The following is a 22,824-nucleotide window of genomic DNA, read 5'->3' as shown; positions in this document are numbered from 1 at the left end:
ACGCAGCACTGATCCACCCCAACGAGCCCCGGACCTTGGTCCGGGGCTCGTGGCATGTCCGGGGGCCCGGGTGTCCCGGGGTAGTCCGTGACGAAGGGACCCCCCACCGGCCGTGGGCGGGGTCCGTTCGTCACGGACTACCCCACAAAATGGCTTCCCTCAGGCGACCGGGCGGTTGTCCTCGACCCAGGCGTCGATCTGCTCCCACCAGCCGTAGAGCCACTCGATGCGCTCGTCGCGTCCCTCCGGGATCTCCGCGCGCGGGACCTCCCACCAGCGCATCACCAGGGTCTTGTCCATGGGCAGCTCCCGCCACAGGTCGGCGACGGTCAGCAGGTGGTCCAGCCCCGTGTGGGCCACCATCACCACGTCGGCGTGCGGGGCCGCGTCGAGGGCGGCGAGGAACCCACCCGGGCGCGGGGCGAGCACGTGGGTCATCCGCTCGGCGCGGTGGGCCATCTGGTGCAGGCCGAGCTTGTGCAGCCGCCCGATCGCGCGCTCGCGGCGGGCGGGGGTGAAGTTGCCGCCCTCGGGGAAGATCACGAACGCGTCGTTGGTGTCCAACCCGGCGGCGAGCGCGCCGATCTGCGACTCGAGGTCCTCCCCGGCCCCCGGGTCGGGGGAGATGAAGCTCGCCGGGATCCGGCGCAGGATCACGTCGATGGCCGGGTCCCAGGCGAGGGTGTCCTTGAGGACGACGCGCGGCTCGCGGCCGTACCAGTGGAGCAGGGCGTACATCAGGGTGAACGAGTCGCCCGGCCCCGCGTGGCGGCAGCAGACCAGGATCGGGCGCTCGGGGTGCCGGTCGGGTGCCGGCCCGTCGGTCCGGATCCGGAGCGCCAGCACCCGGCGCGCCTCGCGGAAGAAGCCGACCAGCGTGAACTGCACGAGGTCGTAGTGGATGCCGGCGAAGTAGGGCGACCGGATCTTCCACCCGAAGCCCGACGCCAGCCACAGCCCGAGGAGCACGAGCAGCAGCAACGACTCGGCCGTGAGGTAGAGGAACGCCACCCAGAAGAGGCGCAGCGCCCGCCAGCGGCCCGGGATCACCGGGGAGAGCGCGGCCGCCCCGATGATCCAGAGCGGCAGGCTGATCCACAGCAGGGCGGTGATCACGACCAGGGCCGGCGCGAGCACCAGCCGACGCAGCACCCAGATCACGGCCGGCTCACCGGGGGGCCGGCCCGAGGTGCTCGTCGAGATAGGCGATCGAGGCGTCGTACGTCGCGTCGATGCGGCGCTGCACCGACGAGAAGTTGCGGAACGCGAGCATCGAGTCGTCCTTGGACGACGTGCCGGCCGCCGGGAGCACGTGGGCCTCGACGTCGTCGGGGACCTCGGCGAGCTCTCGGGTGAAGCGGTGCCGGCGGGCCACCTCGAAGCTCACCCGGGCCACGTCCCACGGACGCCTGGGCACCGAGAGCGGCCGGTCGATACGGCCGACCTGGAGCACGAAGACCCGCGTCGCGCCGAGCGCGACGGCCCGTCCGACAGGGATCGAGTTGACCAGCCCGCCGTCGAGGAAGTGCTCGACGCCGAACTCCGTCTCGACCCGGGCGGGCGGGAGCAGCCCCGGCACCGCGGCACTGGCCACGATGGCCGGCACCAGCGGGCCGGAGTCGAACCAGTGCTCGGCGGAGCGCTCGATGCTGGCCGCACACACCTGGAAGGCCACCTCGAGGTCGGCGAAGGTGGTGTCGCCGAACTCCTCGGCCAGCCGGGCGGTGAGCGGCTTGGCGGAGTAGATGTGGGTGCCGGTCGAGACCGCGCGACGGACGCTGCGCAGCGGACGGTCGCCGTACACGTCGCGCGACTGCGCGGTCTGGGCCCACAGGTCGGTGAGCCGCTCGATCACCGGCAGCCGGGGCTCGCGGGCCACCATCGCACCGTTGAGGGCGCCGACGCTGGTGCCGAGCACCAGGTCGGGGGTGACGCCGCGCTCGAAGAGCGCCCGGAGCATGCCGACCTCGACGGCACCGAGGATGCCGCCGCCGCCCAGGACGAACGCGGTCGTCACGATCGAGCGCCCGTCACGTGCTCATCGCAGCTCGGCCTGCAGCTCGGGGTGCTCGGCCCGGGTGCGCTGCGTGGCGCGGTGCTCGGCCCAGAACGACAGGATCGGCACGGTCCCGCAGACCAGGGTGACGACCAGGAAGGGCATCTCCCACTGGGCTCGACGGCCGAGCATGAAGGCGGTCACCAGGAAGATCATGTAGAGCCACCCGTGCGCGACGCCGAGGTACTCGGTGATCGCCTCGCCGAACTGCTGGACGGAGGATCCGGGCGTGACCAGCTCGGGGGTGGCGGGGAAGACGCCCCACATGCTGCTGCCGTCGAAGTTGGCCAGCGGGACGCCGATCAGGATGAGGACGACGAGGAGCACACCGACGATGGTGGCCATGACGCGGTAGCGGAGCAGTGCAGCCTTCACGCGGGCGAGTCTGTCACGCGGTCCGCAGCCCGCAGGTCGCGCACCCAGCGCCACCAGATGAAGGCGGCGAAGCCACCGAAGACCCACCACTCCACGGCGTACAACAGATTCTTCAACGCGGTGAAGCTGCCCACCTCCGGCAGCGACTCGAGGCTGGCCGCCTCCAGGCCGGGCGCGGGCTCCTGCGCCACCACGTAGGCGCCGTACAGGTCGGCGTCGACGCGCTGGACGGCGTCGGCGATCCGCAGCTGGGGCACGACGTCGTCGTCCGGGTCGTCGTCGACCGCACCGGTGCCCTCCGCGGGCTGGAGCCAGCCGGTGAGCTCGGCGGAGCCGTCGGGCAGCTCGGCCTCGGGGGTGTCGCTCCAGCCGCGCACGACCAGCACCGCGGTGTCGGTCCCGGTGAGCTCCAGCGGGGTCACCGCCCAGTAGCCGTCACGGCCGTCCTGCACGCGGTCGGACACCCAGAACGAGCCCTCGGGGAGCCAGCCGCCGGCCACGTCGACCGGGCGGCCGACCTCGTTGCCGGGGAAGGGGTCGTCGGAGCCCATCACCTCGTCGATCGCCAGCGGGGTCAGCTCCGTGAGGTCGCGCGCCTCGGCGTCACGACGCGCCTGCCAGGCCTCGAGCTGCCACCAGCCGAGCCAGCCGGCGATGCCGACGAGCACCAGGGCCAGCGCCGTGGCGGCGACGGTCCGGGAGGTGGATGACACGGCCAGAGTCTGCCACTCGGCCCCCAGCCGCCCCGTGCCCGCGTACCCTTCGCACGACAGGGAGAGGCGGACATGACTGACACCCAGCCGACGGTGGTCGACGGCAGCACCGGATCGATCACCGCGCACGAGGCGGAGTGGTTCAGCCGCACCTTCACGCAGATCGCCGACCACATGGGCCGCGCCGTCCTCGGCAAGGACCACGTCGTGCGGCTCGCACTCACCTGCCTGGTGTCAGAGGGACACCTGCTGCTCGAGGACCTCCCCGGGACGGGCAAGACGATGCTCGCCCGCGCGCTGTCCAACACCATCGAGGGCAGCCACGCGCGCATCCAGTTCACCCCCGACCTGCTGCCGACCGACGTCACCGGCGTGACGGTCTACGACCAGCACAAGGGCACCTTCGACTTCCACCGCGGGCCGATCTTCCACGACATCGTGCTGGCCGACGAGATCAACCGTGCCTCGCCCAAGACCCAGTCGGCCCTGCTCGAGGTGATGGAGGAGGGCCACGTCACGGTGGACGGCATCACCCACGCCGTGGCGCGCCCGTTCATGGTGATCGCCACCCAGAACCCCATCGAGCAGGCCGGCACCTACCGGCTGCCCGAGGCCCAGCTCGACCGCTTCCTCATGAAGACCTCCGTCGGCTACCCCGACGCCGAGGCCACCGAGGAGCTGCTCCTCGGCTCGGCGGTCCGTGACCGCGCCTCGCTGGTCGCACCCGTGGTGTCCCGCGAGGTCGTCTCCGAGCTCACCCGCGTCGCCGGGGAGGTGTACGTCGACCGCGCGATCGTGCGCTACGTCCGCCAGCTCGCCGAAGCCAGCCGCGAGCTCCAGCACGTGCGGATGGGGTTGTCCGCCCGCGGCTGCCTCGCCCTCGTCCGGGTCGCCAAGACGTGGGCCGCCGCAGACGGCCGGACCACGGTCGTCCCCGGCGACATCACCGCCCTGGCCACGCCGGTGCTGTGCCACCGCCTGCTGCTCGACCCGCAGGCCCAGTTCAACGGGGTCTCGGTCGACGACGTCATCGAGCGCCTGCTCGAGTCCGTCGAGCCCCCGACCTACCGCGGCTGACCGGGGACCTGCCGTGCTGTCGCGCGCGCTCGCGGTGACCAGGACGGGGTCGCGCGTGGTGACGTCCACCGGGCGCGGCGTGCTCCTGCTCGGGGTCGTGGCGTACGCCGGGTCGCTCGTCTGGGGCCTGGTGGAGCTGCGCCTCGTCGCGGTGATGTGCCTCGGCGTGCTGATCGCAGCGGTGCCCTGGCTGCTCGTCCCCATGCGGGTGGAGGCCGACCTGCGGCTCCGCCCGCCCCGCACCACCGCCGGTGAGGCCGTCGAGGCGTCCCTGACCGCGACCAACCACGGCGCCCTGCCGCTGTGGCAGCCCCTGGTGCGGATCCCCGTCGGCACCCGGGAGACCTGGGTGCGGATGCCGTCGCTCGACCGCGGCAGCCGCCAGCGCGTCGAGGTCGTCGTCGACGACCTGGCCCGCGGGGTGCTCCAGGTGGGTCCCGCCACGGCCGTCCGGTCCGACCCGCTCGGCCTGCTGCACCGACCGGTGCGCTGGGGCGCGGCCCGGGAGCTCTTCGTGCGCCCGGCGATGGTGGTGGTGCCGACCCTGGGGGCCGGGCAGGTCCGCGACCTCGAGGGCACGCCCAGCGACCGGGTCTCGATGAGCGACCTCGCCTTCCACGCGCTGCGCGAGTACGTCCCCGGGGACGACCTGCGCCACGTCCACTGGCGCTCGTCGGCCCGCGCCGGCGAGCTGCTGGTCCGGCAGTACCACGACACCCGGCGCAACCACGCCACCGTGGTGGTCGACGCCGACCCGGCGGCGTACCCCTCCGTCGAGGCCTTCGAGCTCGCCGCCTCCGTCGCGGCGTCGCTGCTGATGTGCGCGGCGCGCGAGGAGTACGACGTGAGCCTGGCCTGCGGCGACGTGCAGCTGACCGCGCTGCCGGCCCCCGCCGTCCTCGACGGCACCTGCCGCATCGACCCGGCACCCGGTGCCGCGCCGCTGAGCGAGCAGGTGGCCACCGCGATGGTGCTGGCCCCGGAGACCAGCGTGCTGCTGCTCGTCACGGGCAGGGGCACGGACCCGGAGGCCGTCACGCGCGCGACCGTCACGCTGCCGGCCGACACCCGCGTCGTGGTGGTGCGGGCCGCGCCCGGCGAGACGGCTGGCGTGCTGCGCCATCACGGCCACGACGCCGTCACCGTCGGCCTGCTCGGCGAGCTCCCGGGCCTGATGGCGGCCGCGTCGTGAGCACACGCACCCGGCCCCTGCCGCCGTACGCCGCCGCCGACCTGCTCGCGGTCGTCGTGCTGTCGGCGATCACGCTGGTGGGCCTCACCGACAGCTTCGCCGGGATCCGCTGGATCCTGGTCGGCGTGGCCGGGGTGGCGATCGGCCTCGCCTGGACCCTCACTCTCGTCACCCTGCGACAGGGTCTCGGGGTGGTCCTACCGCTGCTGCCGGTGCCCTACCTGCTCACCGCGGGCCTGGTCGCCCTCGGGTCGTCGGGGCTCCTCCTCGGCGTGCCCGACATCGAGACGATCACCGACGTCGTGGTCGGCACCGTCGGCTCCTGGCGCGTCCTCGTGGAGACCGCGCCGCTGGTCGACGGGGAGGGCTCGGTGCTGCTGATCCCCTACGCCCTGGGGCTCTTCCCGGCCGGTGCGGCCTCGGCGCTGGCGCTGCGCAGCCGCCGGGCGGCGCTGCCGCTGCTCCCGATGGCCGCCGGGCTGGTGGTCGCCCTCGTGCTCGGCGTGACCGACCCGTTCTCGACCCTCCTCCAGGGGATCGGTTTCGGGCTGGTCTCCCTCGCCTGGGTCTCGCACCGCGGGCTGCGCTTCGAGGCCGGGCGGCGCAGCGACGCGGCCCTCGGTGCGGTGTCCGCGCGTCGCCTGCTGGTGGGCCTGGCGGTCGTCGGCCTCGTGGCCGCGGCGTCGTACGTCGTCGTCGACCAGCCGAACGGCCAGCGCCGCTTCGTGCTGCGGGAGGCGGTGACGCCCTACGACTCGGTCTACCTCGAGACGCCGCTGTCGGCCTTCCGCCGGTTCCGCGACGAGGGCCCCGGCTCCTACACCAACCTCGCGGACCGCAAGCTCTTCCGGGTCCGGGGCGCCGGGCCCGGCACGCGGGTCCGGGTGGCGGTGATGGACCGGTACGACGGCACCCGCTGGTACGCCGACGACGACACCAGCCCCGACGACTTCACCGACCGGTTCCTGCGCGTGCCCTCGCGCCTCGACAACCCCGCCCGGGGCGAGGAGCAGCTCTACACGTTCTTCGTCCGCAGCACGTGGGACCTCCCGTGGGTGCCGACGATCGGGGCGATGCAGGCCTTCGAGTTCTACGACGACTACGCCAGCGACCGGTTGCCCGACCTGCGCTACAACCGGGCCACCGACACCGCGGTCCTCCCCGGCGGGCTGCGCGTCCAGGAGGACTACGTCCTCACCGCCATCCCGACCCCCGACAAGCTCACCGTGCGGATGAAGCCGTTCCGGCGGCCCGACACGACGCTGCAGGAGGCCGCCGAGTTCCTCGACGTGCCCGCGCAGGCGTGGTCGCTGGGGGCGAAGACGCAGATGGCGGCCGTCTTCCGCATCGCCGACCGGCTCCGTGAGCGCGGTCGCTACTCCGACGGCGCCTTCGGGTGGGAGACCCGCTTCGACGCGGGCCAGGACGAGCGCCGGCTCGACGAAGGCTTCGTCAACGCGCCGATGATGGTCGGCAACGACGAGCAGTACGCCGCCACCATGGCGCTGCTCGCCAACCGCATCGGCGTGCCCGCCCGGGTGGCTGTGGGAGCCGTGCTCGGCCGCAACGGGGTGATCAAGGGCAAGCACCTCGACGCCTGGGTCGAGATCCGGGTCGCCAACGGCTCCTGGCGGGTGCTGCCGACCCGGGCCTTCATGGGGCGGCGGCCGCCCAAGCGCGACTCGGCGCCGCTGCCCGAGGTCAGGCTGCCACCCGAGCAGCGTCCCGAGGACCGGCCGCAGCAGCCCGAGCCCGAGGTCCGGGAGGAGGCGGAGGCCGAGGACCAGCAGGACGAGGCCACGGACCAGCCGTTGCCCCGGTGGCCGCTGCTGCTGGTGCCGCTCGCGCTGGGGGTCGTGCCGCTGCTCAAGGTGCTCCGACGACGCCGGCGTCGGGCCGCGTCCCCGACGTCGATGGCCTACCTCGGCGGCTGGGACGAGCTGGTCGACACCGCGCACGACCTCGGTGTCGCCGTGCCCCGCAGCACCCGGTCCGCGCAGGCCACCGCCCTCGGCGTACCCCGCACGCTTGCCCGCGACGCCGACGTCGCGACCTTCTCCCCGGACGAGCCGGACACCGCGGAAGAGTTCTGGACGCTCGTCGACGAGGGACGCGCCGGGCTCAGGTCGTCCGCCCGTCCCGTACGCCGCGTGCTCGCCCCGCTCGACCCGCGCTCGCTGCTCCGCCGCCGGCGCTGAGGATCAGCCGAACCACTCCCACAGCCACGCCCGCATGGTGAGGATCTCGGCGTGCTGGCTGCTGCTGATCGACCGGGCCAGGTCCTCGACGTCCTCGTGCTCGGCGAGGTCGCGGACCACCAGCTGCTGCGCCATCATCACGGCGGCCATGTGGTGCCCGATCATGTCCTCGAGGAAGACCCGGTCGAGCTGGTCGCCGGTGAGGTCCTCGAGGTCGCGCATCATCGGCTCGTAGTCGGCGCTGGTCGACGTGTCGGGGTACCACTCGTCGAGCCACCCGCGCATCTGCTCGACCTCGGCGGTCTGGCCCTCGACGATGGAGCGGCCGAGCTCACGCATCTCGGGGCGGTCCGACCGGGCCAGCTCGCCGGCCGCGTCGATCGCCTCCTCGTGGTGGGCCACCATCTCGACGAGGAACTCGGCCTCGCTGCGGACGGCGACGTGCATCCCGGCACCCATGAAGCCGCCGCTCATCATCGACCCCGGCCCCGATCTGCCGGGGTCGCGGTCCTGGGCGCGCGACGTCATCATGCCCGGGCCCCAGTCGTCGTCCCGGTCCCACAGCGCGACGGCGAGGACGGTCGCCACCAGGACGGCCACCACCGCCACCGAGAGCGCAACGATCGTCGGGCGCTTCATGACGGCCTCCTCGCAGGGTTCTCCTGCTACCGAGCATGCGCCGGTCCGGGCCGGACGGTCAGAGGCGGGCGCCCCGGGCCACGGTGCCGGAGGTCCTCTCCCGGGCGGCGGGGATCACCGGTCAGCCGGTGATCCGGTGGGTCGGCGTGTGCTGCAGCGTGGCCGAACCCACTGGAACCTCGGTCAGCCGGTGATTCCGCGCGACGAGGTGGAGGAGATGGTGGAGCCTAGGGGACTCGAACCCCTAACCCCCTGCTTGCAAAGCAGGTGCGCTACCAATTGCGCCAAGGCCCCCGGGTCGGCCCGCGAGGGCCGGTGAGGATCAGGACTTGTGGACGGTGTCCGTCGCCTCGGCCCACAGGGCCTGCTCGGACTTGCCCTCGTCCATCTTCTTCTTCGCGAAGGCGGCACCGGCGGCGGCCAGCAGGACCAGGATGATCTTCTTCAAGGTGCGCTCCTGAGGGGCGGGGCTGGTGCCGGATGGGGAACTGCGGTGGGCCTAACAGGACTTGAACCTGTGACCTCTTCCTTATCAGGGAAGCGCTCTAACCGTCTGAGCTATAGGCCCGAGTCGCCGCTGACGACGACACGGCCGCCACCGGCGGCCGAGGGGGAACACTACCCCACCGCCGAGGGCCGTCACAAAACGCCGGTACGCCGTCAGCGGGGGGTGTGCGCCGGTCTCAGCGCTCGTCCTCCGCGAGGGTGACCTCGATGCCCCCGAGGAGGGCCGCGGCCATGTTGTAGAGGAAGGCCGTGAGGGTCGCGATGGCGGTCAGCAGGATCACGTCGATGATGCTGACGAGCAGGGTGAAGCCGAGCACCCGACCCATGCCGACGTAGTTGGTGACGTCGAAGTCGCTGGTGTTGGTGTCACCCTCGACGACGCTCGCCACGGTCGAGTTGATCGAGTCCCACACGCCGGCGGCGCCGAGCACCGACCAGACCATGAAGACCGCCACGAACGTGACCACACCGAAGGCCACGGACAGCAGGAAGGACGTCTTCATGACCGACCAGGGGTCGATCCGGGTCAGTCGCAGCCTCGCGCGGCGCGGCGACTTGCCGGGCCCCTTGGTGACCCGACGACCGGTGCGGCTGTCGCTGGCGTCGGCGTTGGCCTTGTGCTCGGTCGCGGCGTTCGACAGCTTCGCCTGGACGCGCTCGCTCAGCGACGGCCGAGACGCGGCAGGCTCGTCACCGCGCGGGCTGCCCTGCGATCGGGAAGCGGTGCGCTCGGACATGGATCACTCCTCAGCGGACTCGGACGGACTCTCGATTGTTGCATCGTCGGCCACCTCGGGCGATTCGTCGGCGTCCGCGACGTCGGTCACGGTGCCGTCGGCGGCGTCGGTCGCGACCGGCGTACCGGCCTCGTCCCCACCCTCGACCGGGCCGTTCTCGACCTCGTCGGCCTCCTCCTCGCGGGCCTCGACCGAGCGGGCGACCACGACGACGGAGTCGTCCTTCTTGGGCTGCACGAACTTCACGCCCATGGTCGAGCGGCCCGTCGGCCGGAAGTCGTCGTTGATGGGGCTGCGGACGACCTGGCCACCCTGGGTGATCGACAGCACCTCGTCGCCGTCCTCGACGATGAAGGCGCCGACCAGCCCGCCGCGGTCCTCGTTGGCCAGCGACATCGCCTTGATGCCCAGGCCGCCGCGCGACTGCGTGCGGTAGTCGTTGATGCGGGTGCGCTTGGCGAAGCCGCCGTCGGTGATGGTGAAGACGTACTGCGGCTTGACCTCGCCGGTGCCGGCTGCGGTGGCGACCTCGTCGTTGCCGTGCGCCTCCTCGACAGCACCCTCGGTCGGGGCCGCGACCTCGTCGCTCGGCGTCTCCGCGTCGAGCCCGGCGGCGACCTCGGCAGCGACCTGGGCGGCCCGGATGATCGACATCGACAGCAGCGAGTCCTCGCCGCGGAACTTCATGCCCGACACACCGCTGGTGGCCCGGCCCATCGGCCGCAGCTGGGAGTCGTCGGCCTTGAAGCGGATCGCCTGGCCCTTGCGGGAGACGAGCAGGATGTCGTCCTCGGCGTTGGCCAGCTCGGCGCCGATCAGCTCGTCGTCGTCCTCACGGAAGTTGATGGCGATGACGCCGGCCTGGCGGGGGGAGTTGTAGTCGCCGAGGCGGGTCTTCTTGACCAGGCCGTTGCGGGTCGCGAGCACGAGGTAGGGAGCCTGCTCGTAGTCGCGGATCGCCAGCACCTGGGCGATGTCCTCGTCGGGCTGGAAGGACAGCAGCCCGGCCACGTGGCCGCCCTTGGCGTCGCGTGCGGCCTCGGGGAGGTTGTAGGCCTTGGTGCGGTAGACCCGGCCGGCCGTGGTGAAGAACAGCAGCCAGTGGTGGTTGGTGGTGGAGATGAAGTGCTCGACCACGTCGTCGCCGCGCAGGGTCGCGCCCCGCACGCCCTTGCCGCCGCGCTTCTGGAGGCGGTACTGCTGGCGCAGGGTGCGCTTGGCGTAGCCGCCGCGGGTGATCGAGACGACCAGCTCCTCGTCGGGGATGAGGTCCTCCATGGAGAGGTCCCCGTCGGCGGCGATGATCTGCGTACGCCGCTCGTTGCCGTACTTGTCGACGATCTCGGTGAGCTCGTCGATGACGATCTGTCGCTGGCGCGTCTCGTTGGCCAGGATGTCCTCGAGGTCGGCGATCTCGAGCTCGAGCTCGGCGAGCCGGTCGATGATCTTCTGGCGCTCGAGGGCGGCCAGGCGACGCAGCTGCATCTCGAGGATGGCGTCGGCCTGCACGTCGTCGATGTCGAGGAGCTGGATGAGCCCCTCGCGGGCCTCGGCGACGTCGGGGCTGCGGCGGATGAGGGCGATGACCTCGTCGAGCGCGTCGAGCGCCTTGACCAGGCCGCGGTAGACGTGGGCCTGGCGCTCCTTCTCGGCGAGCCGGAAGCGGGTCCGCCGCTGGATGACCTCGATCTGGTGGGTCACCCAGTTGCTGATGAACTGGTCGATCGTCAGGGTGCGCGGCACCCCGTCGACCAGCGCGAGCATGTTGGCGCTGAAGTTGGTCTGCAGCTCGGTGTGCTTGAGCAGGTTGTTGAGCACCACGCGGGCAACCGCGTCGCGCTTGAGGACCACGACGAGGCGCTGGCCGGTGCGACCCGACGAGTCGTCGCGCACGTCGGAGATGCCCTGGACCTTGCCCGAGTCGGCGAGCTCGGCGATCTTGAGCGCCAGGTTGTCGGGGTTGACCATGTAGGGCAGCTCGGTGATCGACAGGCAGGTGCGCCCCTTGGCGTCCTCGTCGATCTCGATGACCGCGCGCTGGGTGACCGAGCCACGACCGGTGCGGTAGGCCTGCTCGATGCCCTCGCGGCCCACGATGAGGGCGCCGTTGGGGAAGTCGGGACCCTTGACCCGCTCGATGAGCGCGTCCTGGAGCTCCTCGCGGCTGGCGTCGGGGTGCTCGAGGGCCCACCGGGCGCCGTCGGCGATCTCGCGCAGGTTGTGCGGCGGGATGTTGGTCGCCATGCCGACCGCGATTCCGGCAGAACCGTTGACCAGGAGGTTGGGGTAGCGCGACGGCAGGACGACCGGCTCCTGCGAGCGACCGTCGTAGTTGGGCTGGAAGTCGACGGTGTCCTGCTCGATGTCGCGCACCATCTCGAGCGCGAGCGGGGCCATCCGGCACTCGGTGTACCGCATGGCCGCGGCCGCGTCGTTGCCCGGCGAGCCGAAGTTGCCCTGGCCGTTGACCAGCGGCGCCCGCATCACCCAGGGCTGCGCCAGGCGGACCAGGGTGTCGTAGATCGCGGTGTCGCCGTGCGGGTGGTACTGACCCATGACGTCACCGACGACGCGCGAGCACTTGGAGAAGCCGCGGTCGGGGCGGTAGCCGCCGTCGTACATCGCGTAGAGCACCCGGCGGTGCACCGGCTTGAGGCCGTCACGCACGTCGGGGAGCGCGCGGCCGACGATGACGGCCATCGCGTAGTCGATGTAGGCGCGCTGCATCGAGGTCTGGAGCTCGATGGGCTCGATGCGTCCACCGGGGCCGGGTCCGCCGAGGTTGTCGGTGGTCTCAGTCATGGGTCTGTGTCCTTCTCGGGAGATCTACTCGAATCTAGGGCTAGGGTTAGAGACCTAGATATCGAGGAATCGGACGTCCTTGGCATTGCGCTGGATGAAGGACCGTCGCTGCTCGACGTCCTCGCCCATCAGCGTGGAGAACACCTCGTCGGCCTGGGCGGCGTCGTCGAGGGTGACCTGGAGCATGAGGCGCTGGTCGGGGTTCATCGTGGTCTCCCACAGCTCCTCGGCGTTCATCTCACCGAGGCCCTTGTAGCGCTGGACCGGGTTCTCCTTGGGGAGCTTGCGGCCCTGGGCCAGGCCGTCCTTCATCATCGCGTCACGCTCGGAGTCGGAGTAGACGAACTCGTGCTCGGCCGGCTTGTTCCACCGGATCCGGTAGAGCGGCGGCTGGGCCATGTAGACGTAGCCGTGCTCGATGAGCGGCTTCATGAAGCGGAAGAGCAGCGTCAGCAGCAAGGTGTTGATGTGGTGGCCGTCGACGTCGGCGTCGGCCATCAGCACGACCTTGTGGTAGCGCAGCTTCTCGAGACTGAACTCCTCGTGGATGCCGGTGCCGAGCGCCGAGATGATCGCCTGGACCTCGGTGTTGGCGAGCACCTTGTCGATGCGGGCCTTCTCGACGTTGAGGATCTTGCCGCGGATCGGGAGGATCGCCTGGACGCGCGGGTCGCGGCCCTGGCGGGCGGAGCCGCCGGCCGAGTCGCCCTCGACGATGAAGACCTCGCACTCGGCGGGGTTGGTCGACTGGCAGTCGCTCAGCTTGCCGGGGAGGCCGCCGCCGCCCAGCAGGCCCTTGCGGTTGCGGGCGAGGTCACGGGCCTTGCGGGCCGCGATGCGGGCCGACGCCGCGGCCTGCGACTTGCGGACGATGTCCTTGCCCTCGGCGGGGTTCTGCTCGAACCACGCCCCGAGCTGGTCGTTGACGACACGCTGGGTGAAGCCCTTGGCCTCGGTGTTGCCGAGCTTGGTCTTGGTCTGCCCCTCGAACTGGGGCTCCTCGAGCTTGATCGAGATGATGGCGGTCAGGCCCTCGCGGATGTCGTCCCCGGAGACCCGGTCCTCCTTCTTCTTGATCTGGCCCCACTCCTCGCCCCAGTGGTTGACCAGGGTGGTGAGCGCGGAGCGGAAGCCCTCCTCGTGGGTGCCGCCCTCGTGGGTGTTGATCGCGTTGGCGAAGGTGTGCACCGACTCGGTGAACGAGGTGTTCCACTGCATCGCGACCTCGAGGCTCATGTGCGCGCCCGAGGACTCGGGCGACTCGGCCTCGAAGGAGATGACGGTGGGGTTGGCCAGGGTCTTGCGTCGGTTGAGGTGCTCGACGTAGTCGACGAGGCCGCGGTCGTACTTGAAGATGCGCTCGAGGCCGGTCTCCGTGCGCTTGATCGCGTCGGTGCCGCCCTGGTCGACGCTGGCGTCCACGGTGCCGTCACCGACGGCATCGGCGACCTCGTCGGCGTGCGGTCGCTCGTCGCGCACCACGATCTCGAGGCCCTTGTTGAGGAAGGCCATCTCGCGGATGCGGTGGGTGATCGTCTCGAGGTTGTAGGTCGTGGTCTCGAAGATGTCCTCGGAGGCCCACCAGGTGACGGTGGTGCCGGTGCGCTCTCCCTCCTCCATCGGACGGACCTGCTCCAGTCCGCCGTCGGGGACGCCGAGGCTGAAGGTCTGGCGCCACAGGTGACCGCGGTTGCGGACCTCGGCGTGCAGGTGGGTCGACAGCGCGTTGACGACCGAGACGCCGACGCCGTGCAGGCCGCCGGACACCTTGTAGCCGCCGCCGCCGAACTTGCCGCCCGCGTGCAGCATGGTGAGCGCCATCGTCAGCGCGGGCATGTCCTGCCCGGGTGCGGTGTCGGTGGGGATGCCGCGGCCGTTGTCCTCGACCCGGACGCTTCCGTCGGCCCGCAGGGTGACGATGACGCGGTCGCAGTAGCCGGCCATCGACTCGTCGACGGCGTTGTCGATGATCTCCCAGATGAGGTGGTGCAGGCCGCGCTCACCGGTCGAGCCGATGTACATGCCGGGCCTCTTGCGGACCGCTTCGAGTCCCTCCAGCACCTGGATCGCGGAAGCGTCGTAGTCGACGCCGTTGGGCCTCTCGGGGGCGGATCCGTCGCTCACGCGTACCTCATCTGCTTCTCGACCACAGGGGTCGGTGACATGGGAGAGGGTCGCGACTGGTGAGCCGGCGACCCAACGACTGAGTCTACCCGTCACGGGCCCACAATCCACGCATGTGCCCTCCCAATCGGGCCACCTGTGGATGAAAAGTGCCCCTGAGCGCCCCGTGAGGGGCTCGCGGAGCGCCGATCAGGGGGTCGGACAGGTCCCTGTACGCCGGTACGGCCGGGAGATCGTCATTTCGAGGTACGCCGTCGGGGGATCAGCCGTAGGTGTCGCGCGGCCCGCGGCCGTCGCGACTGGTGAAGCGGCCCTTCTTCCAGCTCGGCAGGTGGGGCCCCTGGATGTCGATGACGGTGACCGTCCCGTGCCCCAGCTCCTCGTTGAGCCGGCGCACGATGGTCGGTGCCAGCAGCTTGAGCTGGGTCGCCCACGCGGTCGAGTCGGTGCGCACCACCAGCCGGGTGTCGCCGAACGACTCGGGCGTGCAGTGCGAGGCCACCTCGTCACCCACCAGCTCGGCCCACCGGCCGAAGACCGACTGCACCCGCAGGTCGAGCTCCCACCCGTGGTTGGCGATGAGCCGGCCCATCGCGGTCTCCATCAGCTGGGGGTCGCGGTCGGAGGGGAACGCCCCGGACGTGCGGGGGCCACCGCGGCGACGCGGGGCGTCGTACGGCATGGAGCGCTTGCGCTTCCTGGCCGTCGGCTGGCCGGGGACCGCGCCGGCGGCCCGGCGGGCGGCGCGCGCCAGGTCGAGCCCGTCGTCGCGGTGCTCGGGAACCGGCTCGGTCGTCGGCAGCTCGTCGGAGGCGGTCCCCTCCTCGGGGGGGTCACTCGTCACGACGCACCTCCCCGTCGGCCACGACGTACCGCACGCCCTGCAGCGCGACCGGCACGTCGGCGGCCACGGCCGCGGTGACCAGCACCTGCTCGGCACCGGCCACCAGCTCGGCCAGCTGCTGTCGGCGCTCACCGTCCAGCTCGGCGAACACGTCGTCGAGCACCAGGATCGGGTCGTCGCCGTCGGCGCGCAGCAGGTCGTACGACGCCAGGCGCAGCGCGAGCGCGAAGGACCACGACTCCCCGTGCGAGGCGTAGCCCTTGACCGGGAGCCGGAGGTCGTCGTTGCCCAGGGTGAGCTGGAGCTCGTCGCGGTGCGGGCCCACCAGGGAGATCCCGCGGTCCAGCTCGTCCTTGCGGCGCCGCTCCAGCTCGGCGAGCAGCGCCTCGGTCAGGTCGCCGGCCTCGGTGGCGCCGTCGAGCTCGAAGGACGGCTTGTAGTCGATCTCTGCGTCGTCGCGGCTCGCCCCGCGGGCCACCGCCTCGTAGGACTTGCCGAGGTAGGGCCGCAGGTCGTCGACGAGCCGGAGCCGCGCGGCGAGCAGCTCGGCGCCGACCCGAGCCAGGTGGGCGTCCCACACGCCGAGGGTCGAGATCGCGGTCTCGCGGGCCTCGCCGCGGGCGATCCCGGCGGTCTTGAGCAGGGTGTTGCGCTGCTTGAGCACACGGTCGTAGTCGGAGCGGACCCCGGCCAGCCGGGGGGCGCGCAGGATCAGCAGGTCGTCGAGGAACTTGCGCCGGTCGCTCGGGTCGCCCTTGACGAGGGTCAGGTCGTCGGGGGCGAACACCACGGTCCGCACGAGGCCGATGATCTCGCGGGGGCGGGGGAGCGGGGACTTGTTGATCCGCGCCCGGTTGGCCCGGCCCGGGTTGAGCTCGACCTCGAGCAGCGCCGTACGCCCGTCCTTGACCACGGCGGCACGGACCACTGCCTGGTCGGTGCCCGCCCGGACCAGGGGGGCGTCGGAGGCGACCCGGTGGGACGAGAGCCGCGAGAGGTAGTCGATGGCCTCGACGAGGTTGGTCTTGCCCTGCCCGTTGCGACCGATGAACGCCGTCGCGCCGGGGCCCAGCTCCACGTCGAGGTCGGCGTAGGAGCGGAAGTTGTGCAGCGTCAGGTGTGCGACATGCACGTGGGACCTAGCTCTCGCCCGTCTGGCGACCCTCGCCGGCGCCGGCCTGCTGGGCCGCACCCGACTGGTCGGGGGAGTGGTCGGTGGCCCCGGAGGCGTCGCCGCCCTTGGGGGCCGCGGTCCTGACCGCGTGGCCGCCGAACTGGTTGCGCATCGCGGCGACGGCCTTCATGGTCGGCGAGTCCTCCTGGCGGGAGACGAACCGGGCGTAGAGCGCCGCGGTGATGGCCGGGGTGGCGACCGCGTGCTCGATGCCGGCCTCCACGGTCCAGCGACCCTCGCCGGAGTCCTCGGCGTAGCCGGCGATCTGGCTCAGGCCGGGGTCGTCGTCGAGCGCCGCGACCATCAGGTCGAGCAGCCACGAGCGGATGACGGTGCCCTCGCGCCACGAGCGGAAGACCTCGGTCACGTTGTCGGTGAGCTCGGCCGCCTCGAGCAGCTCCCAGCCCTCGGCGTAGGCCTGCATCACGGCGTACTCGATGCCGTTGTGGACCATCTTGGAGAAGTGGCCGGCGCCGACCTTGCCCGCGTGCACGGCCCCGAAGTCGCCCTCGGGCTTGAGCGAGTCGAAGGCGGGCTGGACCTTCGCGATGTCGGCGGCGTCGCCGCCGTACATGAGTGCGTAACCGTTCTCCAGGCCCCAGACGCCTCCGGACACGCCGCAGTCGACGTAGCCGACGCCCTTGCCGGACAGCAGCTCGGCGTTGGCGATGTCGTCGGTCCAGCGGGAGTTGCCGCCGTCGACGACCACGTCGCCCTCGCCGAGGAGCTCGCCGAGCTCCTTGACCGTGGCGCGGGTGGGATCGCCGGCCGGGACCATGACCCAGACGACCTTGGGAGAGGGCAGGGCCTCGACGAGGGCAGCGAGCGACTCGACGTCGCTGACGTCGGGGTTGCGGTCGAATCCGACCACGGTGTGGCCCGCGCGGCGCAACCGCTCGCGCATGTTGCCGCCCATCTTGCCGAGGCCGACGAGTCCGATGTCCATGCGTGTGCCCTCCAAGACGATGTCGCTGCTGCTGCCACTCAACCACGCGCTCCGGCGCGGCCCGATGCTCGCGTCAGCTGAGCAGGCGACGGGGCATGAGCAGGTAGCGGAAGCCGTTGTCGGCGCTGCCGTCGGTGCTCGAGATGACCACCGGCTTGGTGGCCTGGGTGAACGACAGGTCGATGAACTCCCCGTCGAGCGCGGTGAGGCCGTCGAGCAGGAATTGCGGGTTGAAGCCCGTCGTCAGGTCCTCGCCGGTGATCTCCGCGTCGATCGCCTCGGTCGCCATCGCCTCGTCGCCGCTGCCGGCGTCGAGCACGAGCTGGTTGTCACCGAACTTCAGCTGCACCGCGGTGTTGCGCTCGGCCACCAGGGCGACGCGCTTGACGGTGTCGATGAGCTCCTGCTTGTTGACCTTGGCGACGGTCAGGTGCTCGCTGGGGAACAGCGCGCGCACCTTGGGGAACTCGCCGTCGAGCAGGCGGGTGGTGGTGCGTCGTACGCCGCCGAGGCCGGAGCCCTGGAAGCCGATGAGGCCCTCGCCGGTGCCGCCGGTGCTGAGGGCGATGGTCACCTCGGCGCCCGAGGTCATCGACTTGGCGGTGTCGCCGAGCACCTTGGCGGGCACGAGGGCCGCGACCGAGGCGTCGGGGGTCTGGGGGTTCCAGGTCAGCTCGCGGTGCGAGAGCCGGAACCGGTCGGTGGCCAGCAGCGACATGGTCGGGCCGTCGATCTCGATGCGTACGCCGGTCAGCACCGGCAGCATGTCGTCACGGCCGGCGGCGGTGACGGCCTGCGCCACCGCGTGCGCGAAGTCGTTGCTGGAGACGGTGCCGGTGGCGGCGGGCATGTCCGGGAGCTTGGGGTAGTCCTCGACCGGCATGGTCTGGAGGCTGAAGCGCGCCGAGCCGCAGGTCAGCTGGACCTTGGGGCCCTCGAGGACCACGTCGACCGGCTTGTTGGGGAGGCTGCGGCAGATGTCCGCGAGCAGCCGGCCGCTGACCAGGGCGCTGCCGTCGTCGCTGACCTGGGCCGTGAGGTCGGCCCGGGCGGACGTCTCGTAGTCGAACGTCGAGAGCACCAGGCCCTCGTTGCTGGCCTCGATGAGGAGACCCGCGAGCACCGGGGCGCTGGGACGGACCGGGAGGCTTCGGGCCGCCCAGGCAACGGCATCGGCGAAGACGTCGCGTTCGACGCGGAACTTCACTGCGGGCTCCTCGGTGCTGTGGAAGGCGTGCTGCGGTGGAGGCGGGACAACGATCCACGAGCAGGGTCGGGGCAGGGTCGAGTCACACGAACCTGTCCGTGGGAGGTGAATCCTGCCATGCCGATCCTCGTCGTGGGGTGGTGCAGGTCAGGTTGTCCCCAGGCAGGGGGCCGTATGACGTTGGACTGGTGATCGATCCGTGTAGAGGTTCGTGGGAGTCATAGCGTCGGTGGAAACTGTGGACAACTCACGTTGTCGCAGGTCGTCGCGCTCGATCTCTGTGCACAGGGGGTGTGCACGAGCCTGTCGACCCCCGGACCGGGGTGTGTACGACAGCGGGTCCGTGGACGACGGTGCGTGTGATTCCCACAGGGGGTGTGCACGACTGGCCGGGTGGAACCACACGTCCTCCACAGCTCTCGGGCTGCGGTCCGACGTGTGGTCCGACGTGTGAACCGACGTGTGACTCGTCGGGTGTCCGTCGTGCGCGGCTGTCCGGTGCCGCGTCAGGACTGGCGGGCCTGCATCTTGACCCGGTTGGTGAGCTCGCTGACCTGGTTGAAGACCGCGCGACGCTCGGCGAGCAGCTGGCGGATCTTGCGGTCGGCGTACATGACGGTCGTGTGGTCGCGGTTGCCGAACTCGGCGCCGATCTTGGGCAGCGAGAGGTCGGTGAGCTCCCGACAGAGGTACATGCCGATCTGGCGGGCCATCACCAGGTGGCGTCCGCGGCTCGGACCGGTGAGGTCCTCGATGGAGACGCCGAAGTAGGCGGCCGTCTGGGCGATGATCAGCCCGGGCGTGATCTCCGGCTCCCCGCCCTCGGGGATCAGGTCCTTGAGCACGATCTCGGCCAGGGTCATGTCGACCTCCTGGCGGTTGAGGTTGGCGAACGCCGTCACCCGGATCAGCGCGCCCTCGAGCTCGCGGATGTTGGTCTGGATCTTGCTGGCGATGAACTCGAGCACGTCCGGCGGCGCCGTGAGCCGGTCCATCGCGGCCTTCTTGCGCAGGATCGCGATGCGGGTCTCGAGGTCGGGGGGCTGGACGTCGGTGATGAGCCCCCACTCGAACCGGTTGCGCAGCCGGTCCTCCAGCGCCTCGAGGCGCTTGGGGGCGCGGTCGGAGGTGAGCACGATCTGCTTGTTGGCGTTGTGGAGGGTGTTGAACGTGTGGAAGAACTCCTCCTGGGTCTGCGTCTTGCCCTCGAGGAACTGGATGTCGTCGATCAGCAGCACGTCCACGTCGCGGTAGCGCCGCTTGAAGCGGTCCTGCCGGTCGTCACGGATCGCGTTGATGAACTCGTTGGTGAACTCCTCGCTGGAGACGTAGCGCACCTTGGCCCCGGTGTAGAGGCTGCGCACGTAGTGGCCGATCGCGTGCAGGAGGTGGGTCTTGCCCAGGCCGGACTCCCCGTAGACGAGCAGAGGGTTGTAGGCCTTGCCCGGTGCCTCGGCCACGGCGACCGCTGCGGCGTGGGGGAAGCGGTTGGACGAGCCGATGACGAAGGTCTCGAACGTGTACTTGGGGTTGAGGCGCGTCTCGAGCGCGGAGCCGGCGCGCCGCTCGGCGGCCTGTTCGTCCGCGGCCGTCGGGGCGGGGATCGCTCCCAGCGGTGCCGACATGTCGTCATGTGTCTTTGTCGACATGTCGATGCCCTGCTGGTCGGAGACCTCGGGCAGGGGGGTCGTGCCGCCGTCGTCCAGGGCGGGGTTGACCGTGACGGCCAGCCGGATCTCGCGACCGAGCGCGTCGCTCAGGGAGTCCTCGAGCTGACCCCGGAGCCGACCCTCGAGCTGGTTGCGGGTGAAGTCGTTGGGCACGGCGATGATCGCGGTGCTCTCGTGCAGCGTCACGGGCTCGCTGGCCCGCAGCCAGGCCCGCTGGTTGGGCTGGAGGTCACGGACGATCGAGCGCCAGACCGTTCCGAGGTCGGTCTCCGGGTCTTCCACGACTGCCTCCACGCCTCGCTGGTCTCGACCCGGCCGCGGTGTGCGGACCTCGGGTGCTCCACAGAGTTTTCCACAGTCTGTGAACCATCGGTCAGCGAACGCCGTCGTCGGCGTCAGAGCGCCGTACCGCGGGGGAAGAGCGGTGGTGCGGGCCATCTCGTCGCACCGGATCGCCCGCAACCTAACAAGGTCGCGACACTCGCGGCAAGAAGTCATCCACAGGCGTGGGACTCGTGTCATCATCGCTGGTTTGACCCTGTCTTCGCCTCCCGCGTACCGTTGGCCGGTCGCCTCTGGGCGATGCACGACCTTCCCCTGTCACCACTTCGTGTCGACGGGTGCCGCATGTCCACGACTTCACGCCCACCGGGGCGTGCGCGTGGGTGGGCGGTGCCGGCCGAAGCGCCGTCCCGCACCGGTGCCCCGCACCGGGTCGGAGCACCGATCCACCGGCTGTGGAGTGGACACCTTCAGAAAACGCATCGGAGACAACTCGTGAGCAAGCGTACGTACCAGCCGAACAACCGCCGCCGTCACAAGGTGCACGGTTTCCGCCTGCGCATGCGCACGCGCGCCGGCCGGTCGATCCTGTCCTCGCGCCGCCGCAAGGGCCGCAAGGACCTGGCCGTCTGAGCGACGCCTCGGCGTCTGCTCAGGGCCACGGCCGTGCTGCCGGCGCACCACCGGCTCGTCGACAGTGACGCGTTCCGCGTCACGGTCCGCTCCGGCCACCGCTCCGGGGCCCGGACCCTCGTGGTCCACCTGGACCGGAGCGAGCCGGACGCACCGGTCCGTGCGGGATTCGTGGTGAGCAAGGCCGTGGGCAACGCCGTGGTCCGCAACCGTGTGAAGCGTCGGCTCCGGCACCTGACCCGGGAGCACCTGCCATCGCTGCAGGAGCTCTCGGGTTCTGCCGTCCTCGTGGTCCGCGCCCTCCCGGCCAGCGCCACGGCGTCGTACGCGGAACTCGGGGCCGACCTGGACCGTTGCCTGTCGAGGGTGATGTCGTGACCGAGGTGCATGCGTGAGACTGCTGTTGATCGGACTGCTCCGCGCCTACCGCGCGGTCATCAGCCCGCTCTACGGGCAGGTCTGCCGCTACCACCCCTCCTGCTCGGCGTACGCGCTCGAGGCAGTCACCCAGCACGGCTCCATCCGCGGCACCTGGCTCGCCGTACGACGACTCGCCCGGTGCCACCCGTGGGCCGCCGGCGGCTACGACCCCGTTCCACCCCGTGCCGCACCAGCCGGCCCGGATCCCACCTCCACCCGAGGAGCATGAGTGATCGACTTCTTCCAGGCCGTGGGCGGCTTCATCATGGCGCCGCTGTACTACGTCATCTCCGCGGTGCTCCTGGGCTTCCACAACGTCTTCGGCGACATCTTCGGTCCGGCCTCGGGCGTGGCGTGGGTGCTGTCCATCATCGGCCTGACCCTGGTGGTGCGGATCGCCCTGATCCCGCTCTTCGTGAAGCAGATCAAGTCCAGCCGCAACATGCAGTTGATCCAGCCCAAGGTCAAGGAGCTGCAGAAGAAGTACGGCCACGACCGGGAGCGTCTCGCGCAGGAGACGATGAAGCTCTACAAGGACTCGGGCACCAACCCGTTCGCCTCGTGCCTGCCGATCCTGCTGCAGATGCCGATCTTCCTGGCGCTGTTCCGGCTCATCGACCAGGCGGCGAAGGATCCCGCGGTCGAGCGCGGCCTGATGACCGAGGAGCTCAACAACCAGTTCCGCGACGCGGTCTTCCTCGGGGCCAAGATCTCCGACACCTTCCTGAGCACGGACGACTGGAGCGTGCGACTGCTGGCCGCCGTCCTGGTGCTCGCCATGACGGCCACGACGTTCCTCACCCAGCGCCAGCTGATGAGCAAGAACATGCCGGCCGATGCGCTCACGGGTCCCTACGCCCAGCAGCAGAAGCTCCTGCTCTACGTCCTCCCCGTCGTCTTCGCGGTCGGCGGTATCGCGTTCCCGATCGGCGTGCTCTTCTACTGGACCACCTCCAACCTGTGGACGATGGGCCAGCAGTTCTACGTGATCCGCAGGAATCCCGCTCCGGGCACCCCGGCATTCGCCGCCAAGGAGGAGCGCGACAAGGCCAAGGCGATGCGCAAGGGCGTGGCGCCCGAGGCCCAGGCGACGCAGAACGAGCTCGGGTCCACGACCGCGGTCAAGGAGCCCCCGGCGGCCCCCCGCGTCCAGCCCAAGCGCCAGACCAAGGCGCAGCGGCAGGCCAAGAAGAAGCCCAAGGGTTCCTGACCCTTCCCCAGTTGTCCG

21 protein-coding genes and 2 tRNA genes are annotated in these 22,824 nt (G+C 70.9%); 7 read left to right on the top strand and 16 right to left on the bottom strand.

Going from position 1 to position 22,824, the window contains the following annotated elements; all coding sequences use genetic code 11:
• Positions 1-159: 159 nt before the first annotated feature.
• Genes ASG88_RS13785 through ASG88_RS13770 form a run of 4 tightly spaced genes read right to left on the bottom strand, consistent with a single transcriptional unit; the run spans position 160 to position 3,144 of the window.
• Positions 160-1,161: a lysophospholipid acyltransferase family protein gene (locus ASG88_RS13785; protein WP_056888014.1), complete on the bottom strand. Its 1,002-nt coding sequence runs from the start codon at positions 1,159-1,161 to the stop codon at positions 160-162.
• A gap of 7 nt (positions 1,162-1,168) precedes the next feature.
• Positions 1,169-2,017, bottom strand: coding sequence for a patatin-like phospholipase family protein (locus ASG88_RS13780; RefSeq protein ID WP_082600435.1), 849 nt, complete (start codon positions 2,015-2,017; stop codon positions 1,169-1,171).
• A 21-nt stretch (positions 2,018-2,038) separates the two neighbouring features.
• On the bottom strand, positions 2,039-2,431 hold the full coding sequence (locus ASG88_RS13775; RefSeq protein WP_056888012.1) for a DUF3817 domain-containing protein: 393 nt from the start codon (positions 2,429-2,431) through the stop codon (positions 2,039-2,041).
• A complete protein-coding gene (locus tag ASG88_RS13770; RefSeq protein ID WP_056888011.1) occupies positions 2,428-3,144 on the bottom strand; it encodes an SURF1 family protein in 717 nt (238 codons plus the stop codon). The genes ASG88_RS13775 and ASG88_RS13770 overlap by 4 nt, the downstream gene beginning before the upstream one ends.
• A gap of 72 nt (positions 3,145-3,216) precedes the next feature.
• On the opposite strand from ASG88_RS13770, the gene ASG88_RS13765 reads away from it, so the two are divergent.
• From ASG88_RS13765 to ASG88_RS13755, 3 genes are read left to right on the top strand one after another with little or no spacing between them, the layout of a single operon-like run.
• Complete coding sequence (locus ASG88_RS13765) at positions 3,217-4,221, top strand: AAA family ATPase (RefSeq protein ID WP_056888010.1); 1,005 nt, start codon at positions 3,217-3,219, stop codon at positions 4,219-4,221.
• 55 nt (positions 4,222-4,276) lie between these two features.
• Positions 4,277-5,413 carry a DUF58 domain-containing protein gene (locus tag ASG88_RS13760; RefSeq protein ID WP_157559734.1) on the top strand — a complete coding sequence of 379 codons (1,137 nt, stop codon included), beginning with the start codon at positions 4,277-4,279 and terminating at the stop codon, positions 5,411-5,413.
• Positions 5,410-7,611, top strand: coding sequence for a transglutaminase domain-containing protein (locus tag ASG88_RS13755; RefSeq protein WP_056888008.1), 2,202 nt, complete (start codon positions 5,410-5,412; stop codon positions 7,609-7,611). Before ASG88_RS13760 ends, ASG88_RS13755 begins: the two co-directional genes overlap by 4 nt.
• A gap of 3 nt (positions 7,612-7,614) precedes the next feature.
• Here the strand turns inward: ASG88_RS13755 and ASG88_RS13750 are convergent, their stop codons facing one another.
• From ASG88_RS13750 to dnaA, 12 genes are all read right to left on the bottom strand, one after another.
• The gene (locus ASG88_RS13750) at positions 7,615-8,250 is read right to left on the bottom strand and encodes a DUF305 domain-containing protein (RefSeq protein ID WP_056888007.1); all 636 of its coding nucleotides are present in this window, start codon (positions 8,248-8,250) and stop codon (positions 7,615-7,617) included.
• 218 nt (positions 8,251-8,468) lie between these two features.
• Positions 8,469-8,544 (bottom strand) — tRNA-Ala (locus ASG88_RS13745).
• A 28-nt stretch (positions 8,545-8,572) separates the two neighbouring features.
• Positions 8,573-8,698, bottom strand: coding sequence for a DLW-39 family protein (locus tag ASG88_RS23850; protein WP_234410972.1), 126 nt, complete (start codon positions 8,696-8,698; stop codon positions 8,573-8,575).
• A 46-nt stretch (positions 8,699-8,744) separates the two neighbouring features.
• Positions 8,745-8,818: transfer RNA gene (locus ASG88_RS13740), tRNA-Ile, on the bottom strand.
• A gap of 115 nt (positions 8,819-8,933) precedes the next feature.
• Positions 8,934-9,494, bottom strand: a complete 561-nt coding sequence (locus tag ASG88_RS13735; protein ID WP_056888006.1) for a DUF3566 domain-containing protein — start codon at positions 9,492-9,494, stop codon at positions 8,934-8,936.
• Between the two features lie 3 nt (positions 9,495-9,497).
• Complete coding sequence (gene gyrA, locus ASG88_RS13730) at positions 9,498-12,296, bottom strand: DNA gyrase subunit A (protein WP_056888005.1); 2,799 nt, start codon at positions 12,294-12,296, stop codon at positions 9,498-9,500.
• 54 nt (positions 12,297-12,350) lie between these two features.
• A complete protein-coding gene (gene gyrB, locus ASG88_RS13725) occupies positions 12,351-14,420 on the bottom strand; it encodes a DNA topoisomerase (ATP-hydrolyzing) subunit B (RefSeq protein WP_056888004.1) in 2,070 nt (689 codons plus the stop codon).
• 262 nt (positions 14,421-14,682) lie between these two features.
• Positions 14,683-15,264, bottom strand: a complete 582-nt coding sequence (locus ASG88_RS13720; protein ID WP_056888003.1) for a DUF721 domain-containing protein — start codon at positions 15,262-15,264, stop codon at positions 14,683-14,685.
• A complete protein-coding gene (gene recF, locus ASG88_RS13715; RefSeq protein ID WP_056888002.1) occupies positions 15,254-16,396 on the bottom strand; it encodes a DNA replication/repair protein RecF in 1,143 nt (380 codons plus the stop codon). Before recF ends, ASG88_RS13720 begins: the two co-directional genes overlap by 11 nt.
• A 7-nt stretch (positions 16,397-16,403) precedes the next feature.
• Positions 16,404-17,384 (bottom strand): phosphogluconate dehydrogenase (NAD(+)-dependent, decarboxylating), encoded by a 981-nt coding sequence (gene gnd / locus ASG88_RS13710; protein WP_056888001.1) that lies wholly within the window; start codon positions 17,382-17,384, stop codon positions 16,404-16,406.
• A 73-nt stretch (positions 17,385-17,457) separates the two neighbouring features.
• Entirely contained in the window at positions 17,458-18,591 is a 1,134-nt protein-coding gene (gene dnaN / locus ASG88_RS13705) for a DNA polymerase III subunit beta (protein WP_056888000.1), read from the bottom strand.
• Between the two features lie 506 nt (positions 18,592-19,097).
• Complete coding sequence (gene dnaA / locus ASG88_RS13700) at positions 19,098-20,543, bottom strand: chromosomal replication initiator protein DnaA (protein ID WP_414858640.1); 1,446 nt, start codon at positions 20,541-20,543, stop codon at positions 19,098-19,100.
• Positions 20,544-21,038: 495 nt separating this feature from the next.
• Between dnaA and rpmH the strand changes: the two genes are divergently transcribed.
• Genes rpmH through yidC form a run of 4 tightly spaced genes read left to right on the top strand, consistent with a single transcriptional unit; the run spans position 21,039 to position 22,806 of the window.
• Entirely contained in the window at positions 21,039-21,176 is a 138-nt protein-coding gene (gene rpmH / locus ASG88_RS13695) for a 50S ribosomal protein L34 (protein WP_056887998.1), read from the top strand.
• Between the two features lie 33 nt (positions 21,177-21,209).
• On the top strand, positions 21,210-21,554 hold the full coding sequence (rnpA, locus tag ASG88_RS13690) for a ribonuclease P protein component (protein ID WP_056887997.1): 345 nt from the start codon (positions 21,210-21,212) through the stop codon (positions 21,552-21,554).
• A 13-nt stretch (positions 21,555-21,567) separates the two neighbouring features.
• On the top strand, positions 21,568-21,825 hold the full coding sequence (gene yidD, locus ASG88_RS13685; RefSeq protein WP_056887996.1) for a membrane protein insertion efficiency factor YidD: 258 nt from the start codon (positions 21,568-21,570) through the stop codon (positions 21,823-21,825).
• Positions 21,826-22,806: a membrane protein insertase YidC gene (gene yidC / locus ASG88_RS13680; RefSeq protein WP_082600434.1), complete on the top strand. Its 981-nt coding sequence runs from the start codon at positions 21,826-21,828 to the stop codon at positions 22,804-22,806.
• Positions 22,807-22,824: the final 18 nt, after the last annotated feature.

This window comes from Nocardioides sp. Soil777 (genome assembly GCF_001428425.1).
In the GTDB taxonomy this organism is placed as follows: Bacteria; Actinomycetota; Actinomycetes; order Propionibacteriales; family Nocardioidaceae; genus Nocardioides; species Nocardioides terrigena.
This window is presented reverse-complemented; position numbering and strand designations above follow the sequence as displayed.